Origin of the sequence: Pseudomonas sp. EA_65y_Pfl2_P78 (genome assembly GCF_963970495.1) — a bacterium.
In the GTDB taxonomy this organism is placed as follows: Bacteria; Pseudomonadota; Gammaproteobacteria; order Pseudomonadales; family Pseudomonadaceae; genus Aquipseudomonas; species Aquipseudomonas baetica_A.
Window position 1 is genome coordinate 49,055 of sequence record NZ_CAXAON010000012.1, and the last position, 19,005, is coordinate 68,059.

The 19,005-nt window shown below is 58.4% G+C and carries 20 protein-coding genes and 1 other RNA gene; 5 read left to right on the plus strand and 16 right to left on the minus strand.

From position 1 onward, the window contains the following. Window positions 1-2: 2 nt before the first annotated feature. From mraY to rsmI, 9 genes are all read right to left on the minus strand, one after another. The gene (gene mraY / locus AACY02_RS12255; protein WP_103306215.1) at window positions 3-1,085 is read right to left on the minus strand and encodes a phospho-N-acetylmuramoyl-pentapeptide-transferase; all 1,083 of its coding nucleotides are present in this window, start codon (window positions 1,083-1,085) and stop codon (window positions 3-5) included. Then, window positions 1,085-2,452 carry a UDP-N-acetylmuramoyl-tripeptide--D-alanyl-D-alanine ligase gene (locus AACY02_RS12260; RefSeq protein WP_339432156.1) on the minus strand — a complete coding sequence of 456 codons (1,368 nt, stop codon included), beginning with the start codon at window positions 2,450-2,452 and terminating at the stop codon, window positions 1,085-1,087. Before AACY02_RS12260 ends, mraY begins: the two co-directional genes overlap by 1 nt. Next, entirely contained in the window at window positions 2,445-3,908 is a 1,464-nt protein-coding gene (locus AACY02_RS12265; protein WP_339432157.1) for a UDP-N-acetylmuramoyl-L-alanyl-D-glutamate--2,6-diaminopimelate ligase, read from the minus strand. The genes AACY02_RS12260 and AACY02_RS12265 overlap by 8 nt, the downstream gene beginning before the upstream one ends. Further along, window positions 3,908-5,647: a peptidoglycan D,D-transpeptidase FtsI family protein gene (locus AACY02_RS12270; protein WP_339432215.1), complete on the minus strand. Its 1,740-nt coding sequence runs from the start codon at window positions 5,645-5,647 to the stop codon at window positions 3,908-3,910. The genes AACY02_RS12265 and AACY02_RS12270 overlap by 1 nt, the downstream gene beginning before the upstream one ends. Then, entirely contained in the window at window positions 5,647-5,940 is a 294-nt protein-coding gene (gene ftsL / locus AACY02_RS12275) for a cell division protein FtsL (protein WP_339432158.1), read from the minus strand. Before ftsL ends, AACY02_RS12270 begins: the two co-directional genes overlap by 1 nt. Further along, window positions 5,937-6,884 carry a 16S rRNA (cytosine(1402)-N(4))-methyltransferase RsmH gene (rsmH, locus tag AACY02_RS12280; RefSeq protein ID WP_401162420.1) on the minus strand — a complete coding sequence of 316 codons (948 nt, stop codon included), beginning with the start codon at window positions 6,882-6,884 and terminating at the stop codon, window positions 5,937-5,939. The genes ftsL and rsmH overlap by 4 nt, the downstream gene beginning before the upstream one ends. Further along, a complete protein-coding gene (mraZ, locus tag AACY02_RS12285) occupies window positions 6,881-7,336 on the minus strand; it encodes a division/cell wall cluster transcriptional repressor MraZ (protein ID WP_221731512.1) in 456 nt (151 codons plus the stop codon). The genes rsmH and mraZ overlap by 4 nt, the downstream gene beginning before the upstream one ends. Window positions 7,337-7,738: 402 nt before the next feature. Next, an RNA gene (gene rnpB / locus AACY02_RS12290) (RNase P RNA component class A) lies at window positions 7,739-8,092 on the minus strand. 73 nt (window positions 8,093-8,165) lie between these two features. Further along, entirely contained in the window at window positions 8,166-9,071 is a 906-nt protein-coding gene (gene rsmI, locus AACY02_RS12295) for a 16S rRNA (cytidine(1402)-2'-O)-methyltransferase (protein ID WP_339432159.1), read from the minus strand. Window positions 9,072-9,248: 177 nt separating this feature from the next. Here rsmI and AACY02_RS12300 point away from each other — a divergent pair, with 177 nt between their 5' ends. From AACY02_RS12300 to AACY02_RS12315, 4 genes are all read left to right on the plus strand, one after another. Beyond that, window positions 9,249-11,060 carry a penicillin-binding protein activator gene (locus AACY02_RS12300; protein ID WP_339432160.1) on the plus strand — a complete coding sequence of 604 codons (1,812 nt, stop codon included), beginning with the start codon at window positions 9,249-9,251 and terminating at the stop codon, window positions 11,058-11,060. Then, the gene (locus AACY02_RS12305; protein ID WP_150592666.1) at window positions 11,060-11,422 is read left to right on the plus strand and encodes a YraN family protein; all 363 of its coding nucleotides are present in this window, start codon (window positions 11,060-11,062) and stop codon (window positions 11,420-11,422) included. The genes AACY02_RS12300 and AACY02_RS12305 overlap by 1 nt, the downstream gene beginning before the upstream one ends. Window positions 11,423-11,523: 101 nt before the next feature. Beyond that, the gene (locus AACY02_RS12310) at window positions 11,524-12,117 is read left to right on the plus strand and encodes a phosphoheptose isomerase (protein ID WP_008082788.1); all 594 of its coding nucleotides are present in this window, start codon (window positions 11,524-11,526) and stop codon (window positions 12,115-12,117) included. Next, window positions 12,114-12,692 carry a BON domain-containing protein gene (locus tag AACY02_RS12315; protein ID WP_166221262.1) on the plus strand — a complete coding sequence of 193 codons (579 nt, stop codon included), beginning with the start codon at window positions 12,114-12,116 and terminating at the stop codon, window positions 12,690-12,692. The genes AACY02_RS12310 and AACY02_RS12315 overlap by 4 nt, the downstream gene beginning before the upstream one ends. Window positions 12,693-12,742: 50 nt before the next feature. Here the strand turns inward: AACY02_RS12315 and AACY02_RS12320 are convergent, their stop codons facing one another. The 7 genes from AACY02_RS12320 to rplM form a co-directional block, all read right to left on the minus strand. After that, the gene (locus AACY02_RS12320; protein ID WP_108590189.1) at window positions 12,743-13,156 is read right to left on the minus strand and encodes a ClpXP protease specificity-enhancing factor; all 414 of its coding nucleotides are present in this window, start codon (window positions 13,154-13,156) and stop codon (window positions 12,743-12,745) included. A gap of 16 nt (window positions 13,157-13,172) precedes the next feature. Further along, window positions 13,173-13,790 carry a glutathione S-transferase N-terminal domain-containing protein gene (locus AACY02_RS12325; RefSeq protein ID WP_090286143.1) on the minus strand — a complete coding sequence of 206 codons (618 nt, stop codon included), beginning with the start codon at window positions 13,788-13,790 and terminating at the stop codon, window positions 13,173-13,175. Between the two features lie 147 nt (window positions 13,791-13,937). After that, window positions 13,938-14,717 carry a cytochrome c1 gene (locus AACY02_RS12330; RefSeq protein WP_339432161.1) on the minus strand — a complete coding sequence of 260 codons (780 nt, stop codon included), beginning with the start codon at window positions 14,715-14,717 and terminating at the stop codon, window positions 13,938-13,940. Next, window positions 14,717-15,928, minus strand: a complete 1,212-nt coding sequence (locus tag AACY02_RS12335; protein ID WP_339432162.1) for a cytochrome b — start codon at window positions 15,926-15,928, stop codon at window positions 14,717-14,719. Before AACY02_RS12335 ends, AACY02_RS12330 begins: the two co-directional genes overlap by 1 nt. Beyond that, window positions 15,928-16,521: a ubiquinol-cytochrome c reductase iron-sulfur subunit gene (gene petA, locus AACY02_RS12340; protein ID WP_221731519.1), complete on the minus strand. Its 594-nt coding sequence runs from the start codon at window positions 16,519-16,521 to the stop codon at window positions 15,928-15,930. Before petA ends, AACY02_RS12335 begins: the two co-directional genes overlap by 1 nt. Window positions 16,522-16,790: 269 nt before the next feature. After that, complete coding sequence (rpsI, locus tag AACY02_RS12345; protein ID WP_100845125.1) at window positions 16,791-17,183, minus strand: 30S ribosomal protein S9; 393 nt, start codon at window positions 17,181-17,183, stop codon at window positions 16,791-16,793. Between the two features lie 14 nt (window positions 17,184-17,197). Beyond that, a complete protein-coding gene (rplM, locus tag AACY02_RS12350) occupies window positions 17,198-17,626 on the minus strand; it encodes a 50S ribosomal protein L13 (RefSeq protein ID WP_007917032.1) in 429 nt (142 codons plus the stop codon). A 245-nt stretch (window positions 17,627-17,871) separates the two neighbouring features. Between rplM and AACY02_RS12355 the strand changes: the two genes are divergently transcribed. Continuing rightward, window positions 17,872-18,912, plus strand: coding sequence for an NADP(H)-dependent aldo-keto reductase (locus tag AACY02_RS12355; RefSeq protein ID WP_339432163.1), 1,041 nt, complete (start codon window positions 17,872-17,874; stop codon window positions 18,910-18,912). The last annotated feature ends 93 nt before the right edge of the window (window positions 18,913-19,005 follow it).

The window sequence follows — 19,005 nt, forward strand, 5'->3', positions numbered from 1 at the left end:
TTCTACCTCAGCTTCAGGGTGGCAAGGCCGATCAGCACGAGAATCACGGTGATGATCCAGAAACGGACGATCACGCGTGGCTCGGGCCAGCCTTTGAGTTCAAAGTGGTGGTGTATCGGTGCCATGCGGAATACACGGCGACCGGTCAGCTTGAAGGACGCCACCTGAATGACGACTGACAGGGTTTCCATCACGAACACGCCGCCCATGATGAACAGGACGATTTCCTGACGGACGATCACCGCGATGGTGCCCAGGGCTGCGCCCAGCGCCAGTGCGCCGACGTCACCCATGAACACTTGCGCCGGATAGGTGTTGAACCAGAGGAAGCCCAGACCGGCACCGATCAGCGCACCGCAGAACACGATCAGTTCCCCCGCGCCGGGCACATATGGGATCAGCAGGTATTCGGCGAATTTCACGTTACCCGACAGGTAGCAGAAAATACCGAGGCCGCCGCCGACCATCACGGTTGGCATGATCGCCAGACCGTCGAGGCCGTCAGTCAGGTTGACCGCGTTGCTCGAACCGACGATCACAAAGTAGGTCAGCACGATGAAACCGGCGCCCAGCGGGATGCTGTAATCCTTGAGCATCGGCAGGATCAGCGTAGTTTCCACCGGCGTGGAAGCGGTCATATAAAGGAAGATCGCTGCGCCCAGGCCGAACACCGACTGCCAGAAATACTTCCAGCGGCTCGGCAGGCCACGGGAGTTTTTCTCGATGACTTTGCGGTAGTCGTCGACCCAGCCGATGGCGCCGAACAACAGGGTCACCAGCAGCACGGTCCAGACATAACGATTGCTCAGGTCAGCCCACAGCAGGGTGCTGACGCCAATCGAGGACAGAATCAAGGCGCCGCCCATGGTCGGTGTGCCCGACTTGGACAGGTGCGATTGCGGGCCGTCGTTACGAACGGATTGACCGATCTGACGGTTCTGCAAAGTGCGGATCATCCACGGGCCATAGCACAGCGACAAAACCAGCGCGGTCAGCACACCGAGAATCCCGCGCAGGGTCAGGTACTGGAAGACCGCGAAGCCTTTGTAGAACTGTTGCAGATACTCCGCTAGCAGCAGCAGCATTAATGTTTCTCCAGACTGGACCCGCACAGAGCCGCCACGATGTTTTCCATCGCTGCACTGCGCGAACCCTTGATCAAAATGGTGGTGTTTGTGTCCTGCTCGGCGTCGAGGGCCTGGATCAGTTCGGCTTGCGTGCCGAAGTGATGCGCCTGTTCACCGAAAGCGGTTACGGCGTGGACCATGTTCGGCCCAACGGCATAAAGCGCGCAAACCTTGCCCCGGGCGTACTCGCCCACGTCGCGGTGCCCCTGCTCCGCCCAATCGCCCAACTCGCCGATGTCTCCGAGCACCAGGACGGTGCGGCCGGAAAAGCCGGCGAGTATATCAACGGCCGCGCACATTGAGGTGGGGTTTGCGTTGTAAGTGTCATCGATCACGCGCATGCCGTTCTTCGCCAGTTGCGCAACGGTGCGACCCTTGACCGGTTGCACCGCGCCAAGCCCGGTGGCGATGCCGAAGAGCGACACACCCAAGGCGTGTGCGGCGGCGGCGGCGGCCATGGCATTGGCGACGTTATGCGTGCCGAGCAGGTTCAGTTGAACGTACTCGACACCTTCAGGCGTGTGCAGATTGAAGGCCGGGCAGCCACGCGCATCGGTGCTCAAGTCGCTGGCATAGAAGTCAGCCTGCGAATTGCTGAGGGCGAAGGTCAGCACTTTGCGCCCGGCAGCGCGGGTCTTCCAGATACCGAAGGCCTTGTCGTCGAGATTGAGCACGGCAACGCCATCCGCTGCCAGACCGTCGATGATCTCGCCTTTGGCTTCGACGATTTTTTCCGGCCCGCCGAATTCGCCGACGTGAGCGGTGCCCGCATTGTTCAAGATCGCCACATGGGGCTTGGTCAGCCCAACGGTGTAAGCAATTTCACCCAGACGCGAAGCGCCCAGTTCGATCACGGCCGACGTGTGTTCCGGTGCCAGTTCGAGCAGGGTCAGTGGCGCGCCGAGGTCGTTGTTCAGGTTGCCACGGGTGGCCAATACCGGACCGCGAGTACGCAGGATGCTCGCGAGCATTTCCTTGACGGTGGTTTTGCCGCTGGAGCCAGTGATGGCAGCGACTGGCTGAGTGAAGGCGGCACGGTTCAAGGCACCCAACTGGCCCAAGGCCTGGCGGGTGTCTTTGACCAGCAGTTGCGCCAGCGTGCTGTCGGCGACTTCACGCTCGACCAGCGCGGCAACGGCGCCTTTGGCGGCGACGTCGTTCAAATAGTCATGACCATCGAAACGCGGGCCGGTCAGGGCAATAAACAGTTGGCCGGGCTGGATCGCGCGGCTGTCGATGCTGACGCCGTCGAAGCTGGCATCGGCGCTGATCAGGCGTGCGTCGAGCGCGTTGGTCAATTCGCTGAGCGTGAGGGCCTTAAGCATGGGCCACCTCCCACGCGGTCAGGGCGTGATCGGCCTCGACCAGATCAGAGAAGGCATGGCGCTCGCCGTTGATTTCCTGATAGTCCTCGTGACCTTTACCCGCCAGCACGATCACGTCATCCGCCGAAGCGCCGGCGATCAGTTGGGCAATTGCCTGACCACGGCCGGCAACGAACGTGACTTTATCCACAGCGGTGAAACCGGCGCGGATGTCATCGAAAATCACTGCCGGGTCTTCGGTGCGCGGGTTGTCGTCAGTGACCAGCACTTGATCGGCCAGACGCTCGACCACTTCGGCCATCAACGGACGCTTGCCGCGATCACGATCACCGCCGCAGCCAAACAGACACAGCAACCGGCCTTTGACGTGGGGGCGCAATGCCGTCAGCACTTTTTCCAGGGCATCCGGCGTATGGGCGTAATCGACCACCACCAACGGTTGCGTGCCACCGCCCAGACGCTGCATGCGACCGGCCGGGCCTTCGAGTTTTGGCAGTACTTTAAGAATTTCGTCCAGTGCGTAATCCAGCCCCAGCAAGGCACCGACCGCGGCCAGTATATTGCTCAGGTTGAAACGCCCCAACAACGTGCTGCGCAAATGATGTTCGCCTTGCGGCGTCACCAGGGTGGCGAGCACGCCGTGGTCATCGAACTGGGCTTCGCGGCAATACAGATAGGCACTGCTGTCGAGCAGGCTGTAGGTAATCAGACGCGAATCGCGTTTTTCGGCCGCCAGTTGCCGGCCGAAATCATCGTCGAGATTGACCACACGGCACTTCAGATCGCTCCAGGCGAACAGCTTGGCCTTGGCCTCGGCGTAAGCTTGCATCGTGCCGTGGTAGTCCAGATGGTCGCGGGACAAATTGGTCATCACCGCCACGTCAAATGCCAATGCGGTCACCCGCCCCTGATCCAGACCGTGGGACGACACCTCCATGGCGACAGCTTTGGCGCCGGCCTTTTTCAGGTCGCCCAAAGTCGCTTGCACGGCAATTGGATTGGGCGTGGTGTGCAGGCCGCTTTGCAGTGCGCCATAGAAGCCGGAACCCAGCGTGCCGACGATGCCGCAATGCTGTCCGAGCAGATCCAGCGCTTGCGCCACCAATTGGGTCACGCTGGTTTTGCCGTTAGTGCCGGTCACACCGATCAGCTTCAGATGGTGGCTTGGCTCACCGTAAAAGCGCCCGGCGATGTCCGACAACTGTGCGGCCAGACCCTTGACCGGGATCAGCGGAACATCAGTGATCGGCAGCACCGTGGCGCCTTCCACCTCATAAGCCACCGCTGCTGCGCCGCGCGCGAGCGCATCGGCAATGTGCGCACGGCCATCGAACTTGCCGCCAGGCACCGCGAGGAACAGGTCACCCGCGCGCACGTTGCGGCTATCCAGCGCCAGTTCACGGATCAACAGATCGTGGCCGGCGTGAGGGAATATCTTGTTCAGACTCAGAGACATCAGCCGCGCCCTCCATTGGCTTTCAGCGGAATAACCGGGGTGGAGTTGGCCTGTTGTGTCGTCGGCAGGTTGTCCGGGGTTACGTTCATCAGACGCAGGGTGCCGGACATCACACGGCTGAACACCGGCGCCGATACCAGGCCACCGAAGTAACCGGCCTTGGACGGCTCATCGATCACCACAACGATTGCGTAACGCGGGTCGCTCATCGGGCCGAAACCGGCGAACAGCGAGCGGTAGGAATTTTCGGCGTAGCCCTTGGTGCCCGTCGATGTCTTGCGCGCCGTCCCCGACTTGCCAGCCACGTGATACGCCGGCACCTTCGCACGGAACACGCCACGAGGCGCCTCGATCACTTGCTGCAGCATGCCTTGCATGGTTTTCGCGACGGCTTCAGGCAGCACTTGCGTGGTTTGCGGCGGCTTGTCGGTTTTGATCAGCGTCAGCGGTGCCAGACGACCGTTGTTGGCCAGCGCCGAAAAGGCGTGGACCAACTGGATCGCGGTCACGGAAATACCGTAGCCGTAGGACAGTGTCGCAGTTTCGGCCTTGCGCCATTCACGGTAGTTAGGCAGGTTGCCAACGCGCTCCCCCGGGAAACCGAGGCCGGTGTCCTGGCCCAGGCCGACTTTCTGCGCGAGACGGTAAATGGTTTCACCACCAATATCGAAGGCGACCTTACTCATGCCGACGTTACTGGAATTGATCAGAATGCCGGTCATATCCAGCACCGGGCCTTCGCTTCGGGAGACGTCCTTGATGGTGTATTTACCAATCTGCAAGGTTCCCGGATACACCTCGACGGTGTCGGTCGGTTTCCACCGGCCGGATTCGATCGCAGCACTCATCGAGATCGCTTTCATGGTCGAGCCGGGCTCGAACACGTCGATCATCGCGCGGTTACGCATCATCGCCGGCTGCAGGTTGCGGCGGTTGTTCGGGTTGTAGGTCGGCTGGTTGACCATGGCAAGGATCTCGCCGGTCTTCACATCCATGATCACCAGGCTGCCGGCCTTGGCGCCGTTCTCGATGATCGCGTTACGCAGTTCGCGGTTAGCCAGATATTGCAGACGCAGGTCAATGGACAACGCCAAGGGCTTACCGGCCTTGGCGTTTTTGGTGACCTGGACATCCTTGATCAGCCGCCCGCGCCGATCCTTGATGACCTGTCGTTTGCCCGGCACCCCGGCCAGCCATTCGTCATAAGCCAGTTCGATACCCTCACGACCGTGGTCATCGATGTCGGTGAATCCGACCATGTGCGCCGTCACTTCACCGGCCGGATAGAAACGCCGGAATTCTTCGATGCCATAGACGCCCGGCACTTTAAGGTCGAGCACAGCCTGACCCTGCTCGGGAGTCAGCCCGCGCACCAGATAAATGAATTCTTTGTTGGCCTGGGCTTCCAGGCGCTCGGTCAGTGCTTTCGGATCCTGCCCCAGCGCTGTCGCCAATGCAGGCCACTTCTCTTTGGCCGATTGCATTTCCTTGGGGTTGGCCCACAGGGTGGTCACCGGGGTACTGACCGCCAAAGGTTCGCCGTTGCGGTCGGTGATCAAACCACGGTGTGCAGGAATCGGAATGTGACGAAGACTGCGGGCATCGCCCTGACCTTTGAGGAAGTCACGGTCAACTACTTGCAGGTCGATAATGCGCCAGCAGATCGCTGCGACCATCACGCCGAGGAGCGCCAGCATCAGGCGGAAGCGCCACGGAAAGAGTGCGCCTTCAAGCTTCATCATGGCGCCACCATCTGCACGTCAGCCGCGCCCGGGATGTGCATTTTCAGTTGTTCAGTGGCCAGCACTTCGATCCGGCTGTGTGCGGTCCAGGTGCTTTGCTCGAGAATCAGACGACCCCATTCGGCTTGCGCCTTGTCGCGCACGCTCAGCTCGCTATAAAGGTTGTTGAGCAACTGACGGTTCCAGTGCGCGCTGTAAGACACGCCGATGGCCGACACGAGCACGCCGACAAACAGCAGCAGCATGAAAAAGCTGCCGCCAGGCAGTGGCTTGGCGAAAAGCTTGCTCACCGCAACTTCTCCGCGACACGCATGACGGCGCTACGGGAACGAGGGTTGGCTTTGAGTTCGGCGTCGGAGGCCGTCTGCGCTTTGCCATGGATTTTGATTTTCGGTTCGAACGCAACGTGGCGAACCGGCAGGTTGCGCGGCAGGTTGTCGGCTTCGCCTTTCACCAGTTTGCGCATGAACAGCTTGACGATACGGTCTTCGAGCGAATGAAAACTGATCACGACCAGACGGCCGCCCACTTCCAGAGCTTGCAGTGCCGCTTCGAGGCCAGCTTCCAGGTCACCCAATTCGTTGTTGACGTGAATGCGCAAACCCTGGAATGCACGGGTAGCCGGGTTCTTGCCCTTCTCCCATGCCGGGTTGGCGACTTTCAACACTTCGGCCAGATCAGCGGTGCGCTCGAACGGTTTGATATCGCGACGCTCGGCGACGGCACGGGCCATGCGCCCGGAGAAACGCTCTTCGCCGTACTCCTTGAACACTCGGGCGATTTCTTCAACCGGTGCGGTATTGACGAACTCGGCGGCGCTGATGCCTCGGGACGGATCCATGCGCATGTCCAGCGGGCCGTCATTGAGAAAGCTGAAGCCGCGTTCTGCGTCGTCGAGTTGCGGCGACGACACGCCCAGATCGAGCAGAATACCGCTGACCTTACCGTCCAGCCCCCGTTCGGCGACGACTGAACCGAGCTCGGCAAAGCTGCGCTGCACAACGACAAAGCGGCCGTCTTCGGCCGCTAGCGCTTGCCCGGTGGCAATCGCTTGGGGATCCTTGTCGAACCCGATGAGTCGACCGTCCCGCCCGAGCTGACTGAGGATCAACCGACTGTGCCCGCCGCGCCCGAACGTGCCGTCCAGATAGCAGCCATCAGGACGTACGGCGAGAGCCTCGACGGCTTCGTCAAGCAGTACGGTGATGTGGTTAAAGCCGCTATCAATAGTCACAGGATCAAATCACGCAGTTCATCAGGCATCGCGCCCGGTTGTTGAATGGCAGCAAGGTCGGCGGCAGATACCGCGTTCCATGCATCCTCGTCCCACAATTGGAACTTGTTCAGTTGGCCTACCAGCATTGCGCGCTTATCCAATTTGGCGTATTCGCGCAGACGCGGCGGAACCAGAAAACGACCACTGCCATCGAGCTCGAGGTCGACGGCATTACCAATCAATAAACGCTGCAGGCGACGGTTCTCTTCGCGAAGCGAAGGGAGCGCGCGCAACTTGGTTTCAATGATTTCCCACTCATCGAGCGGGTAAACACACAGACATGGATCAACGGCATCGATCGTGACAATCAACTGGCCGGAACTACGCGATTCGAGCTCGTCACGGTACCGGCTCGGCATAGCGAGACGGCCCTTTGCGTCGAGACTGATAGCGTTAGCTCCGCGAAACACGTCTGCGTTTCTCCAATTTTTATCGTTTTGAGCTCAAAAAACCCACTTCATGCCACTTTCCGCCACTTGCGCACACTATAGGAATGCGCCCACCACACCGTCAAGGCGCGGATTAAAGGAAAACCCTTACAGAACGGAGATTTAGGAGCATAAAAGGAGGTGCAACGAGAATCTGGCGACTACTTTTGACCCATAACTTGAAGCCGCACTGAAAGCTGCGATCGAAAGTTAAAGTAATTTGTTAAGAGTAAGATTTTTTCGGTATTACAAATGCGCTTCTGCTGTTGATTGAAGCAAGGTGGGAAATGGCTATTACTGCATTTGCCGCTGCCGAACGTTCAGCCAGGGCCTGCTGATAATACACAGCCCTGATGCCATTGATTCAAGCAGGGAAAGAAAAAGGTGGAGAGTCGATCTGTAAGCCGGGTTCTGTCTTGAACAGTCATTCGTCTACGATGGCCATCACTGGACATCTTTAGCAACCTACCCGGTCCCAGCGCGGGCCACGCCTTGGGACCCTATTTGGTCTTGCTCCAAGTGGGGTTTACCTAGCCACGAACTGTTGCCAGACGTGCGGTGCGCTCTTACCGCACCTTTTCACCCTTACCGGTGCCGAAGCACTTAGGCGGTTATTTTCTGTGGCACTTTCCGTAGGCTCACGCCTCCCAGGCATTACCTGGCACTTCGCCCTATGGAGCCCGGACTTTCCTCCCCCCCCTAATTTTCATAGAGGGCAGCGACTGTCCGATCGACTCTCCGCCGCGAAGGTTAACGGCAGAGCGACTGAAGAACAAGCCTTAATAGCCGCAAACCCGCTCTGTGCGATGGGTTACTCACCCTTCTGTTTATCCAGCGCGACTTGATACAACACGTTTTTACGCTCACCAGTGATTTGCGCTGCAAGCGCCGCCGCACGCTTGAGCGGCATCTCTTCGAGCAACAAATCAAGGATGCGCATCGCCTCGCTGCTGACAGCGTCTTCGGACTCCGGCGCGGTCCAGCCTGCCACCAACACCACACACTCGCCGCGCTGCTGATTGCTGTCGGACTCCACAAATGCGCGCAGCTCAGCCAACGGCAAACCTTTAAGGGTTTCGAACGTCTTGGTGATTTCACGGGCCAGCAACGCCTGACGCTCGCCACCGAAAACCGCCTCCATGTCCTGCAAACATTCAAGGATACGGTGCGGCGCCTCATAGAAAATCAACGTGCGCGGCTCATCCTTGACGGCTTCCAGGCGCGCCTTGCGTCCGACTGACTTGGCCGGCAGAAAACCCTCGAAGATGAACCGGTCAGACGGCAGCCCCGCCGCCGATAGCGCAGCAATGAGCGCACAGGCGCCTGGCACCGGCACCACATTGATCCCGGCGGCCCGTGCCTGACGCACCAAGTGATACCCCGGATCGGAAATCAGCGGTGTTCCTGCATCAGAGATCAACGCCACGTTGTCACCCGCCAGCAAACGGGTAATAAAGCGGCTACCTTCATCTCGTTCGTTATGTTCGTGGCAGGCGGCCAGCGGTGTGGAAATACCAAAGTGCTGCATCAATCGTTGCGAGTGACGCGTGTCTTCCGCCGCGATCAGTGCCACTTCACGGAGAATTTTCAGTGCCCGGGCGCTGATGTCGTCCAGGTTGCCGATGGGCGTCGCCACCACATAAAGCGAGCCAGCAGCGGAATTCAAAGGACCTGGAGCAGTCAAAGCGCACACCTCATGATCGGTAAAAGCCGGCATTGTAACGCGTCACGAGGCTCGCGATGCGTTCAGGCATCCTTGGGTTTTGTGCGTAACTGTGCGCCGCGGCAACATTTCCTTCAGCTAAATTGACTGATTCATGCCAGTAACATCGCGCCCCGGCCAGCGCTTGGGTACAATTCCACGCTAATTTGATCGAGTATCAGGAACATTTACATGATCGCTTGCCTGCGGCTGTTCACTGCCCTTTGCCTCGCTGCCTTGTTGGCGGCTTGCGCCAGCTCCCCTTCCTCCAGCCTTGGCGAACTTCCACGGACTCCGGATGCCAGCATCGAGCAAATGCTCGAACAGGCTACCCAAGCTAAAACCCCGGAAAAAGCTGCCCTGTTGCGCCTGAGCGCCGCAGATCTGGCTTATCGCCAGGGCAATGCCGGACAGTCCGCACAGATCCTGCAACAAGTGCCACTGGAGCAACTCAAGCCAGGCCAGCAGATTTTCGCCAGCACCTTGGCAGCGGAACTGGCCATGACGCGCAATCAGCCAAAAGCGGCGCTGACCGCGCTGAGCCATCCGAGCCTGCAACACTTGGGTGAAATGCCGGAAGATCAGCAGATACGCACCGGCACCGTGCACGCCCGCGCCCTGGAAGCCGATGGCCAGACGCTCGCCGCTGCCCGTGAGCGCGTCTTCATCGCCCCGATGCTGCAAGGTGAAGCCGCCAGCAAGAACCACGAAGCCATCTGGAGCCTGATCGCCTCGCTGCCGACCGATCAACTGCAACCCAACACCACCGACGATCTCGGTGGCTGGATGGGCCTGGCACTGGCCGTAAAAACCGCCGGCACCCTGGAACAACAGCAAGCCGCCATCGACACCTGGCGTGCACAAAATCCAAAGCATCCGGCCGCCATCAAGCTGCCATTGCCATTGGCCAAACTCAAGGAGCTGACCAGCCAGCCCCTGAGCAAGATTGCCCTGCTGCTGCCACAAGATGGTCAACTGGCTGCTGTCGGCAAAGCGCTACGCGAAGGCTTCATGGCTGCGCACTATCAGGCTCAACAGGCCGGGCAGAAGCCGCCAGCCATCGAGTTTTACGACAGCACGAAGCTGACCTCGATGGATGAGTTCTATCGCAAGGCTCAAGCCGATGGCGTGCAACTGGTGGTCGGACCGCTGGAAAAACCACTGGTCAAACAACTGAGCACTCGCCCACAACTGCCTATCACCACCCTGGCACTGAACTACAGCGAAGGCGATCAAGGTCCGGCACAGCTGTTTCAGTTTGGTCTGGCGGCTGAAGACGAAGCCCGCGAAGTGTCCCGCCGCGCACGCGCCGACGGCCTGCACCGCGCTGCGATCATGGTGCCGAAAGGCGAATGGGGCGACCGCGTAATGCGCGCGTTCAGCCAGGACTGGCAAGCCAATGGCGGCAGCGTTGTCGCCATCGAGCACATTGATCAACCTGTGCAACTGGCTCAGCAGATCGCTGATATGTTCCGGCTGCGCCAGAGCGAAGCCCGCGCCAAGAGCCTGCAAAATGCTGCCGGCACCAACGTAGCCGCACAACCGTCGCGCAGTCAGGACATCGAATTCATCTTCCTCGCCTCGACACCACAACAGGCACAGCAGATCAAGCCGACCCTGAACTTCCAGTACGCCGGTGACGTTCCGGTCTATGCGACCTCCCATGTGTACAGCGCCAGCGGCGATGTGAACCAGTACAACGACATGAACGGCATTCGCTTCTGCGAAACCCCATGGCTGCTGGAAACCAGCGATCCGCTGCGCCAACAAGTCACCGCACAGTGGCCGCAAGCGGCCGGCAGTCTGGGGCGTCTGTACGCCATGGGCGTTGACGCTTATCGCCTGGCTCCGCGCCTGAGCCAGCTCAAAGCCCTGCCGGACAGCCGCATCGAAGGCCAGTCGGGCAGCCTCGGCATGACCCAGACTCAACGCGTTGTGCGTCAGTTGCCTTGGGCGCAGTTCGTCAATGGTCAGGTCCAACGTCTGCCGGATACCCCGCGCTGATGCCCGACAGGTCACGCTCGCAAAGCGGTAAAGATGCCGAGCGCCAAGCGCTCGAGCATCTACAGAACCAAGGTCTGCGCCTGCTGGCGCAGAACTGGTTATGTAAACGCGGCGAGCTTGATCTGGTCATGCTTGATGGCGATACAGTAGTATTCGTTGAAGTTCGCTACAGAAAAAACACTCAATGGGGTGGAGCGCTCGCTAGTATCGATGGGCGCAAGCAGCAGAAACTGATTTTCGCTGCGCAGTATTTTCTTCAGCGCGAGTCGCGTTGGGCCAACTCCCCCTGCCGCTTCGACGTGGTGGCCATCGACAGCCATCCGAGTCAGCTGAACTGGTTGCAGAATGCTTTCGACAGTTGATCACCTGCACCCGACCCGTTTTTCACCCGACACATTTTGCTCTTTGCTTTGCGGGCTGCACATTCATGTGCCGAACAGCCGCGCTACTTAAGGTCACACAGATGGACATGCAATCCCGAATTCGCCAGCTTTTCCAGGCCAGTATCGACACCAAGCAACAGGCGATGGACGTACTTGCACCGCACATCGAGCAAGCCAGCCAGATCATGGTCAATGCCCTGCTCAACGAAGGCAAAATGCTTTCGTGCGGCAATGGCGGCTCTGCGGGCGACGCCCAGCACTTTTCCTCGGAGCTGCTTAACCGCTTCGAGCGCGAGCGCCCGAGCTTGCCAGCCATAGCCCTGACCACCGACACCTCGACGATCACCTCGATTGCCAACGACTACAGCTACAACGAAGTGTTCTCCAAGCAGATCCGTGCGCTCGGTCAACCAGGCGATGTATTGCTGGCGATTTCGACGAGCGGTAACTCGGCGAACATTATTCAAGCGATTCAGGCCGCACATGATCGCGAAATGATTGTCGTAGCTTTGACCGGACGCGATGGCGGCGGCATGGCGTCGCTGCTGTTGCCCGAGGACGTAGAGATTCGCGTACCGGCCAATGTCACTGCACGCATTCAAGAAGTCCACTTGCTGGCGATCCATTGCCTTTGCGATCTGATCGACAGCCAACTGTTCGGGAGTGAAGAATGACCCCTAATCGCCTTGGCCTTCTGGCCTTGACTCTATGCCTCGGCATCAGCGGCTGCACCTCAGTGGTGAATGCCAGCCGTGAAGCGCCGATTGAAGACGACCGCGGCACCCGCACCTTCGGCAGCAAGATCGACGACTCGCTGATCGAAACCAAAGTGGGCGTGAACGTCGCCAAGGCCGACCCGGCCCTGGATAACGATTCGCACATCGTCGTCACCAGCTTCAACGGCGTCGTGTTGCTGGCCGGCCAGACACCACGCGAAGACCTCAAGGCCAAGGCCGAGCAGGCCGCCGCCAACGTGCAGCGCGTGAAGAAGGTGCACAACGAACTGCAAGTGCTGCAACCCTCCTCCCTGCTGGCCCGTCAGAACGATGCCTGGCTAACCACCAAGATCAAGACCCAGATGCTCACCGACGCCAGCATTCCTGGCTCGCGCATCAAAGTCGTGACCGAGAACGGCATCGTCTACCTGCTGGGCCTGCTGACCAAACAGGAAGCCACTCAGGCCACCAACCTGGTGCAAGGCGTCTCCGGCGTGCAGAAAATCGTGAAACTGTTCGAGTACATCGACTGACACCCGCCCTTGCAGTAACAAAAAAGGCGATCCTTGCGGATCGCCTTTTTTTATTTCACCACTTTCAGACTTGGTCGGCCGCTTGGGCGCGGTGGCTCGCTGTCAGGAGGTGGCAGGTCGTCATCCGGCTCGATATCGCCTTCATCATCCATCGGCGACTCGAGGTCGAACACCATGCCCTGCCCGTTCTCCCGGGCGTAGATGCCCAGGATTGCACTGATTGGCACGTAAAGACTGTGCGGGACACCACCGAAGCGCCCCTCGAAGGTCACCACGTCGTTATCCATGTGCAGATGACGCACAGCACTCGGCGAGATGTTCAGGACAATCTGCCCGTCACTGGCAAAACCCTGCGGTACCTGCACCGCTGGGTATTCGGAATTGACCAGCATGTGCGGGGTGCAATCGTTATCAACAATCCACTCATAGAGCGCGCGGACCAGATAAGGTCGACTGGAGTTCATAGCGGCTCCTTAAGCCTTAGCGCATATCGCGTTCGACGCCAGACAGACTCGCCTGGAAAGCCTCACGCGCAAACTGGCGCTCCATATAATCAAGCAGCGGCTTGGCTGGCCGCGGCAGTTCAATACCCAGAATCGGCAAACGCCAGAGTATTGGCAATAGGCAGCAATCCACCAGACTTTGTTCCTCACTGAGGAAAAACGGTTTGTCGGCAAACAGCGGCGACACGCCTGTCAGGCTTTCGCGCAATTCCTTACGCGCCACAACTCGCGCGGCTTCCTTGGCTTTCGGATCCAGGATCAGATCCACCAGACCACACCAGTCACGCTGAATACGATGAATCAGCAGACGGCTGTTGGCACGCGCCACCGGATAAACCGGCATCAACGGCGGGTGCGGGTAACGCTCATCCAGATATTCCATCACCACGGTCGACTCCCACAACGCCAGGTCACGATCGACCAGCGTCGGCAGACTGCCGTAAGGGTTCACCTCAATCAGTTTAGGCGGCTGGCGACCAGCTTCCACATAAATGATCTCGGCGCTGACACCCTTCTCTGCAAGTACGATACGCACTCGGTGGGAATAGTGGTCGGCGGGGTCGGAGTAACAGGCCAACCGATTGGTCACGCCCATGGCGATCCTCCTCGCTTGTTGAATTTGTCGGAACCGGAAAAACGCGCGCGCCCAGAGGGTGCCTCCCGCAACACCTGGCTGGCCAGACGTTGCGCTATCGGAGACACCCTTGGGCGCGCGCGATTAACAGCAATGCTTGAAGCGTTATCAGTGCACGTCTTTCCAGTATTCACGCTTGAGCAGGTAGGCGAACACAAAGAAGAACGCCAGGTAGAGCAAAACGTAAGTACCGATGCGCTGATGTTGCAGCTTAACCGGGTTAGCCGAGTAAGCCAGGAAGGTTACCAGATTCTTGACCTTCTCATCGAACTGCTCTTCATTCAGAGCACCCGACTTCGGCACGATGGTCAGTTGATCGCACGCTTCATGAGTCAAAGGCGTACCAGTCAACGGATCATATTGCTTCTTGCCGTCTTCGACGATCTGCACCTGTTTGCAGCCCACGACCTGACGACCTTGCAGGCCGACCAGCACGTTAGGCATGCCGACGTTCGGGAAGACCTTGTTGTTCACACCCCATGGACGCGCAGGATCTTCATAGAACGACTTCAGATAACCGTAGAGCCAGTCAGTACCCCGAACGCGAGCGACCAGCGTCAGATCCGGTGGCGCAGCGCCGAACCAGGTCTTGGCATCAGCGGGCTGCATGCCGATGCTCATGTGATCGCCAATCTTGGCACCGGTGAAGACCAGCTTCTCCAGCATCACATCGTGCGGGATGCCGAGATCATCGGCGACCCGCTCGTAGCGCTGGAACTTGGCACTGTGGCAACCCATGCAATAGTTGGCGAACGTACGCGCGCCATCTTGCAGGGCTGCTTTATCGGAAACGTCGATGTCGACGCTTTCCAGCTCAGGACCGTGCTCGGCGGCGAACGACAACACAGGCAAAGCAACAAGAATCAGTGCAGCGAATAATTTTTTCATCAGCCAGTCACCCTTTCCGGAACCGGTTTGGTCTTCTCGAGCCGGGTGTAGAACGGCATCAGAATGAAGTAGGCGAAGTACAGGAAGGTGCAGACCTGCGACAACAACGTCAGAGTCGGTGTCGGGGCTTTCACGCCAGTCCAGCCAAGCAGCACAAAACACACACAGAAAACCACAAGCCAGATTTTGCTCAGCCAGCCCTTATAGCGCATCGACTTGACCGGACTTCGGTCAAGCCAAGGCAGTACAAACAGCAAAGCAATCGAAGCCCCCATCGCGATCACGCCCATAAGCTTGTCCGGAATCGCCCGCAAAATTGCGTAGAACGGCGTGAAGTACCAGACCGGAGCAATGTGTTCAGGCGTCTTGAAGGCGTTAGCCACTTCAAAGTTCGGCTTCTCGAGGAAATAACCACCCATTTCCGGGAAAAAGAACACGATCGTGCAGAAGATGAACAGGAACACGACCACGCCGACAATGTCTTTCACGGTGTAGTACGGATGGAACGCAATGCCGTCCAGCGGGATACCGTTTTCGTCTTTATGCTTCTTGATATCAACGCCGTCAGGGTTGTTCGAACCAACTTCGTGCAGTGCCAGAATATGCAGCACCACCAGACCGAGAATCACGATCGGCAGGGCCACAACGTGCAAGGCAAAGAAACGGTTCAGGGTGATCCCGGAGATCAGGTAGTCACCACGAATCCATTGCGTCAGGTCGTTACCGATGACTGGAATCGCGCCGAACAACGAAATGATCACCTGGGCACCCCAGTAGGACATCTGGCCCCATGGCAGCAGATACCCCATGAAGGCTTCAGCCATCAGCGCCAGGTAGATCAGCATGCCGAACACCCAGACCAGCTCACGCGGTTTCTGATACGAGCCGTAGAGCAAGCCTCGGAACATGTGCAGATAGACCACGATGAAGAACGCCGAAGCACCTGTGGAGTGCAGCAAACGCAGGATCGAGCCGTACTCGACGTCACGCATGATGTATTCGACGGAAGCGAACGCTTCTTCTGCCGACGGGGTGTAGCTCATCGTCAGCCAGACACCGGTGACGATCTGGTTAACCAGAACCAGCAGCGCCAGGGAGCCGAAAAAATAGAAGAAGTTGAAGTTTTTTGGCGCGTAATACTTGCTGAGATGGTCTTCCCACATCTTGGTGGCGGGGAAGCGCGCATCAACCCAATCCATGAACTTGCTCATCACGCTTTCTCCGTATCGATGCCAATGACAATCAGGTCATCAGTCTCATAGGAATGCGGGGGAACTGGCAGATTCAAAGGCGCAGGTTGCGACTTGTAGACGCGGCCAGCCAGATCGTAACGGGAACCATGGCAAGGGCAGAAATAACCGCCTACCCAATCTTTGCCCAGATCCGCGGGCGCCACTTCGGGACGGAAGGTCGGCGAGCAACCCAGGTGCGTACAGATCCCGATCACCAGCAGGATTTGCGGCTTGATGGAACGTACTTCCGGGTCGACATAGGTGGGTTGCGTGGAGTTTTTGGAGGTCGGATCGGAGAGCTGCCCCTCGATCTTTTTAAGATTCCCCAGGATTTCCTCGGTACGGCGGACAATGAACACCGGCTGACCGCGCCATTCAGCAATCATCTGCTGTCCTGGCTCGATTTTGCTGACATTCACTTTCACCGGTGCACCAGCGGCTTTCGCCTTGGCACTGGGAAACCATGACCCCACGAACGGGACCGCAGCCCCCACCGCTCCTGCAGCACCCACCACGGATGTGGCTGCTACCAAGAAGCGACGCCGGCCTGCATTCACGCCGTCATTGCTCATTCAGTCCTCTCCCATCAGCTTTGTGGCCTGTTAAATCAGGCATCTACTAAATAAATCAATGTTACTTATAAAAATTTTGCCGAGATGGTAATGAAAAGCCCCAATTCTGACAAGGGAATTACCCGGAGCTCTCACCCTCAAGCCTTGTAGTATAGGGGGTCTACGAATGTGGCAAGTTGTCACAGCGCAATTCTTTGATAAATCACAGGCATAAAAAAACGCCCGGTTCCGTGAGGAATCGGGCGTTCTTTTTGAACGTGGAAGCGAAATTAACGCTTCGAGTACTGCGGACGCTTACGCGCTTTACGCAGACCAACTTTCTTACGTTCAACTTCACGAGCGTCGCGAGTAACGAAGCCAGCTTTGCGCAGAGCGCCACGCAGGGTTTCGTCGTAGTCCATCAGAGCGCGAGTGATACCGTGGCGGATTGCGCCAGCCTGACCACTTACACCACCACCGATCACGGTGACGTAGATGTCGAACTTCTCGACAGTCTCGGTCAGCTCCAGCGGCTGACGAACTACCATGCGGGCAGTTTCGCGGCCGAAGAAGTTATCCAGCGAACGGTTGTTGATGGAGATTTTACCAGTACCCGGACGCAGGAAAACGCGTGCGGTTGCGGTCTTGCGACGGCCAGTGCCGTAATTTTGAGTCGCCGACATAATGTACTATTCCGTTAAAACTTCAGTTCTTGGGGCTGCTGAGCAGTATGTGGGTGTGCAGCGCCCGCATAGACTTTCAGCTTACGGTACATGTCGCGACCCAGTGGGTTTTTAGGCAGCATGCCTTTAACCGCGGTCTCGATCACGCGCTCAGGGGCTTTAGCGATCAGCTTTTCAAAGTTGATCGACTTGATGCCGCCCGGGAAACCGGAGTGGGAGTAGTACATTTTGTCAGTGGTTTTAGCACCGGTAACACGGATCTGCTCAGCGTTGATTACGACGATGTAGTCGCCGGTGTCAACGTGAGGAGTGTACTCAGGCTTGTGCTTGCCACGCAGACGGCTCGCGATTTCGGTGGCCAGACGACCCAGGGTCTGACCAGCAGCGTCGACGACAAACCAGTCGCGCTTTACTGTTTCCGGTTTAGCAGTAAAAGTTTTCATTCTTTATAGCCTCAGGGGCCGCCCTGTAAATTAGACGGCGGATCTTACTGAATAGTGCGTACTTTGACAAGTCAAAGGCAGCCGGATACAGACGCTTTCGGGGGCTCGGGTCGGCGCGTCCGTTCAACGGCAAGATTCTTCGGCGGCGGCGCATCACTTCCACTGCAGAAAGAGGTCGGCAATTATGCAGATTGCGAAAAATATTTCAACCTGCTTTTATGATTGTTTTGCCCAAGGAGCACCCGATGGACTATCGCCAGCTAGGCCGTACCGACCTGAACGTGAGTGCAATCTGCCTCGGCACCATGACCTGGGGCGAGCAAAACACCGAAGCTGAAGCCTTCGCCCAGATCGAACGGGCCAAGGAAGCCGGGATCAACTTCATCGACACCGCCGAGATGTATCCGGTGCCGCCGAAAGCCGACACCTACGCCACCACCGAGCGTTACATCGGCAATTACTTCAAAAGTCGCGGCGATCGTGCCGACTGGATCCTCGCCAGCAAAATCGCCGGCCCAGGCAACACCATCGACTACATCCGCGACAAAAACCTGCGCCACAACCGTCAGCACATCACCGCAGCGGTCGACGCCAGCCTCAAGCGCCTGCAGACCGATTACATCGATTTGTATCAACTGCACTGGCCAGAGCGCAGCACCAACTTTTTCGGACAACTGGGCTACAAACACAAGATCGAAGCCAACCTGACACCTCTGGAGGACACCCTCGAAGCACTCGACGAACAGGTAAAGGCTGGCAAAATCCGCCACATCGGCCTGTCCAACGAAACCCCTTGGGGCACGATGCGTTTTCTGGCGCTGGCCCAAGCCCGTGGCTGGCCGCGCGCGGTGTCGATCCAGAATCCGTACAACCTGCTCAACCGCAGCTTTGAAGTTGGCCTGGCGGAAATCGCCATCCGCGAACAGTGCGGCTTGCTCGCCTATTCGCCGCTGGCGTTCGGCTTTTTGTCGGGCAAGTACGAAGGTGGTGCACGTCCGCCAAAAGGCCGTCTGAGCCTTTACAGCCGCTTCAGCCGCTATTTCAACGCGCAATCGGAGGCCGCGTGCACCCGTTACGTGGCGCTGGCCCGCGAACACGGCCTGGACCCGGCGCAAATGGCTTTGGCGTTCGTGACCCAGCAGCCGTTCGTCACCAGCAACATCATTGGTGCGACGACGCTTGAGCAACTGGACAGCAACATCGCCAGTTTTGATCTGAAGCTTTCAGATGAAGTGCTGGAGGGGATTGAGGCGATTCATAAGGATCACCCCAACCCTGCGCCGTGATCGCGAGATAAACCGTCTTAGCGAGCAACCCCGCCCCCACGATCACCGAACCTGTGGGAGCGGGCTTGCCCGCGAAGACGCCAGTCAAGTCAA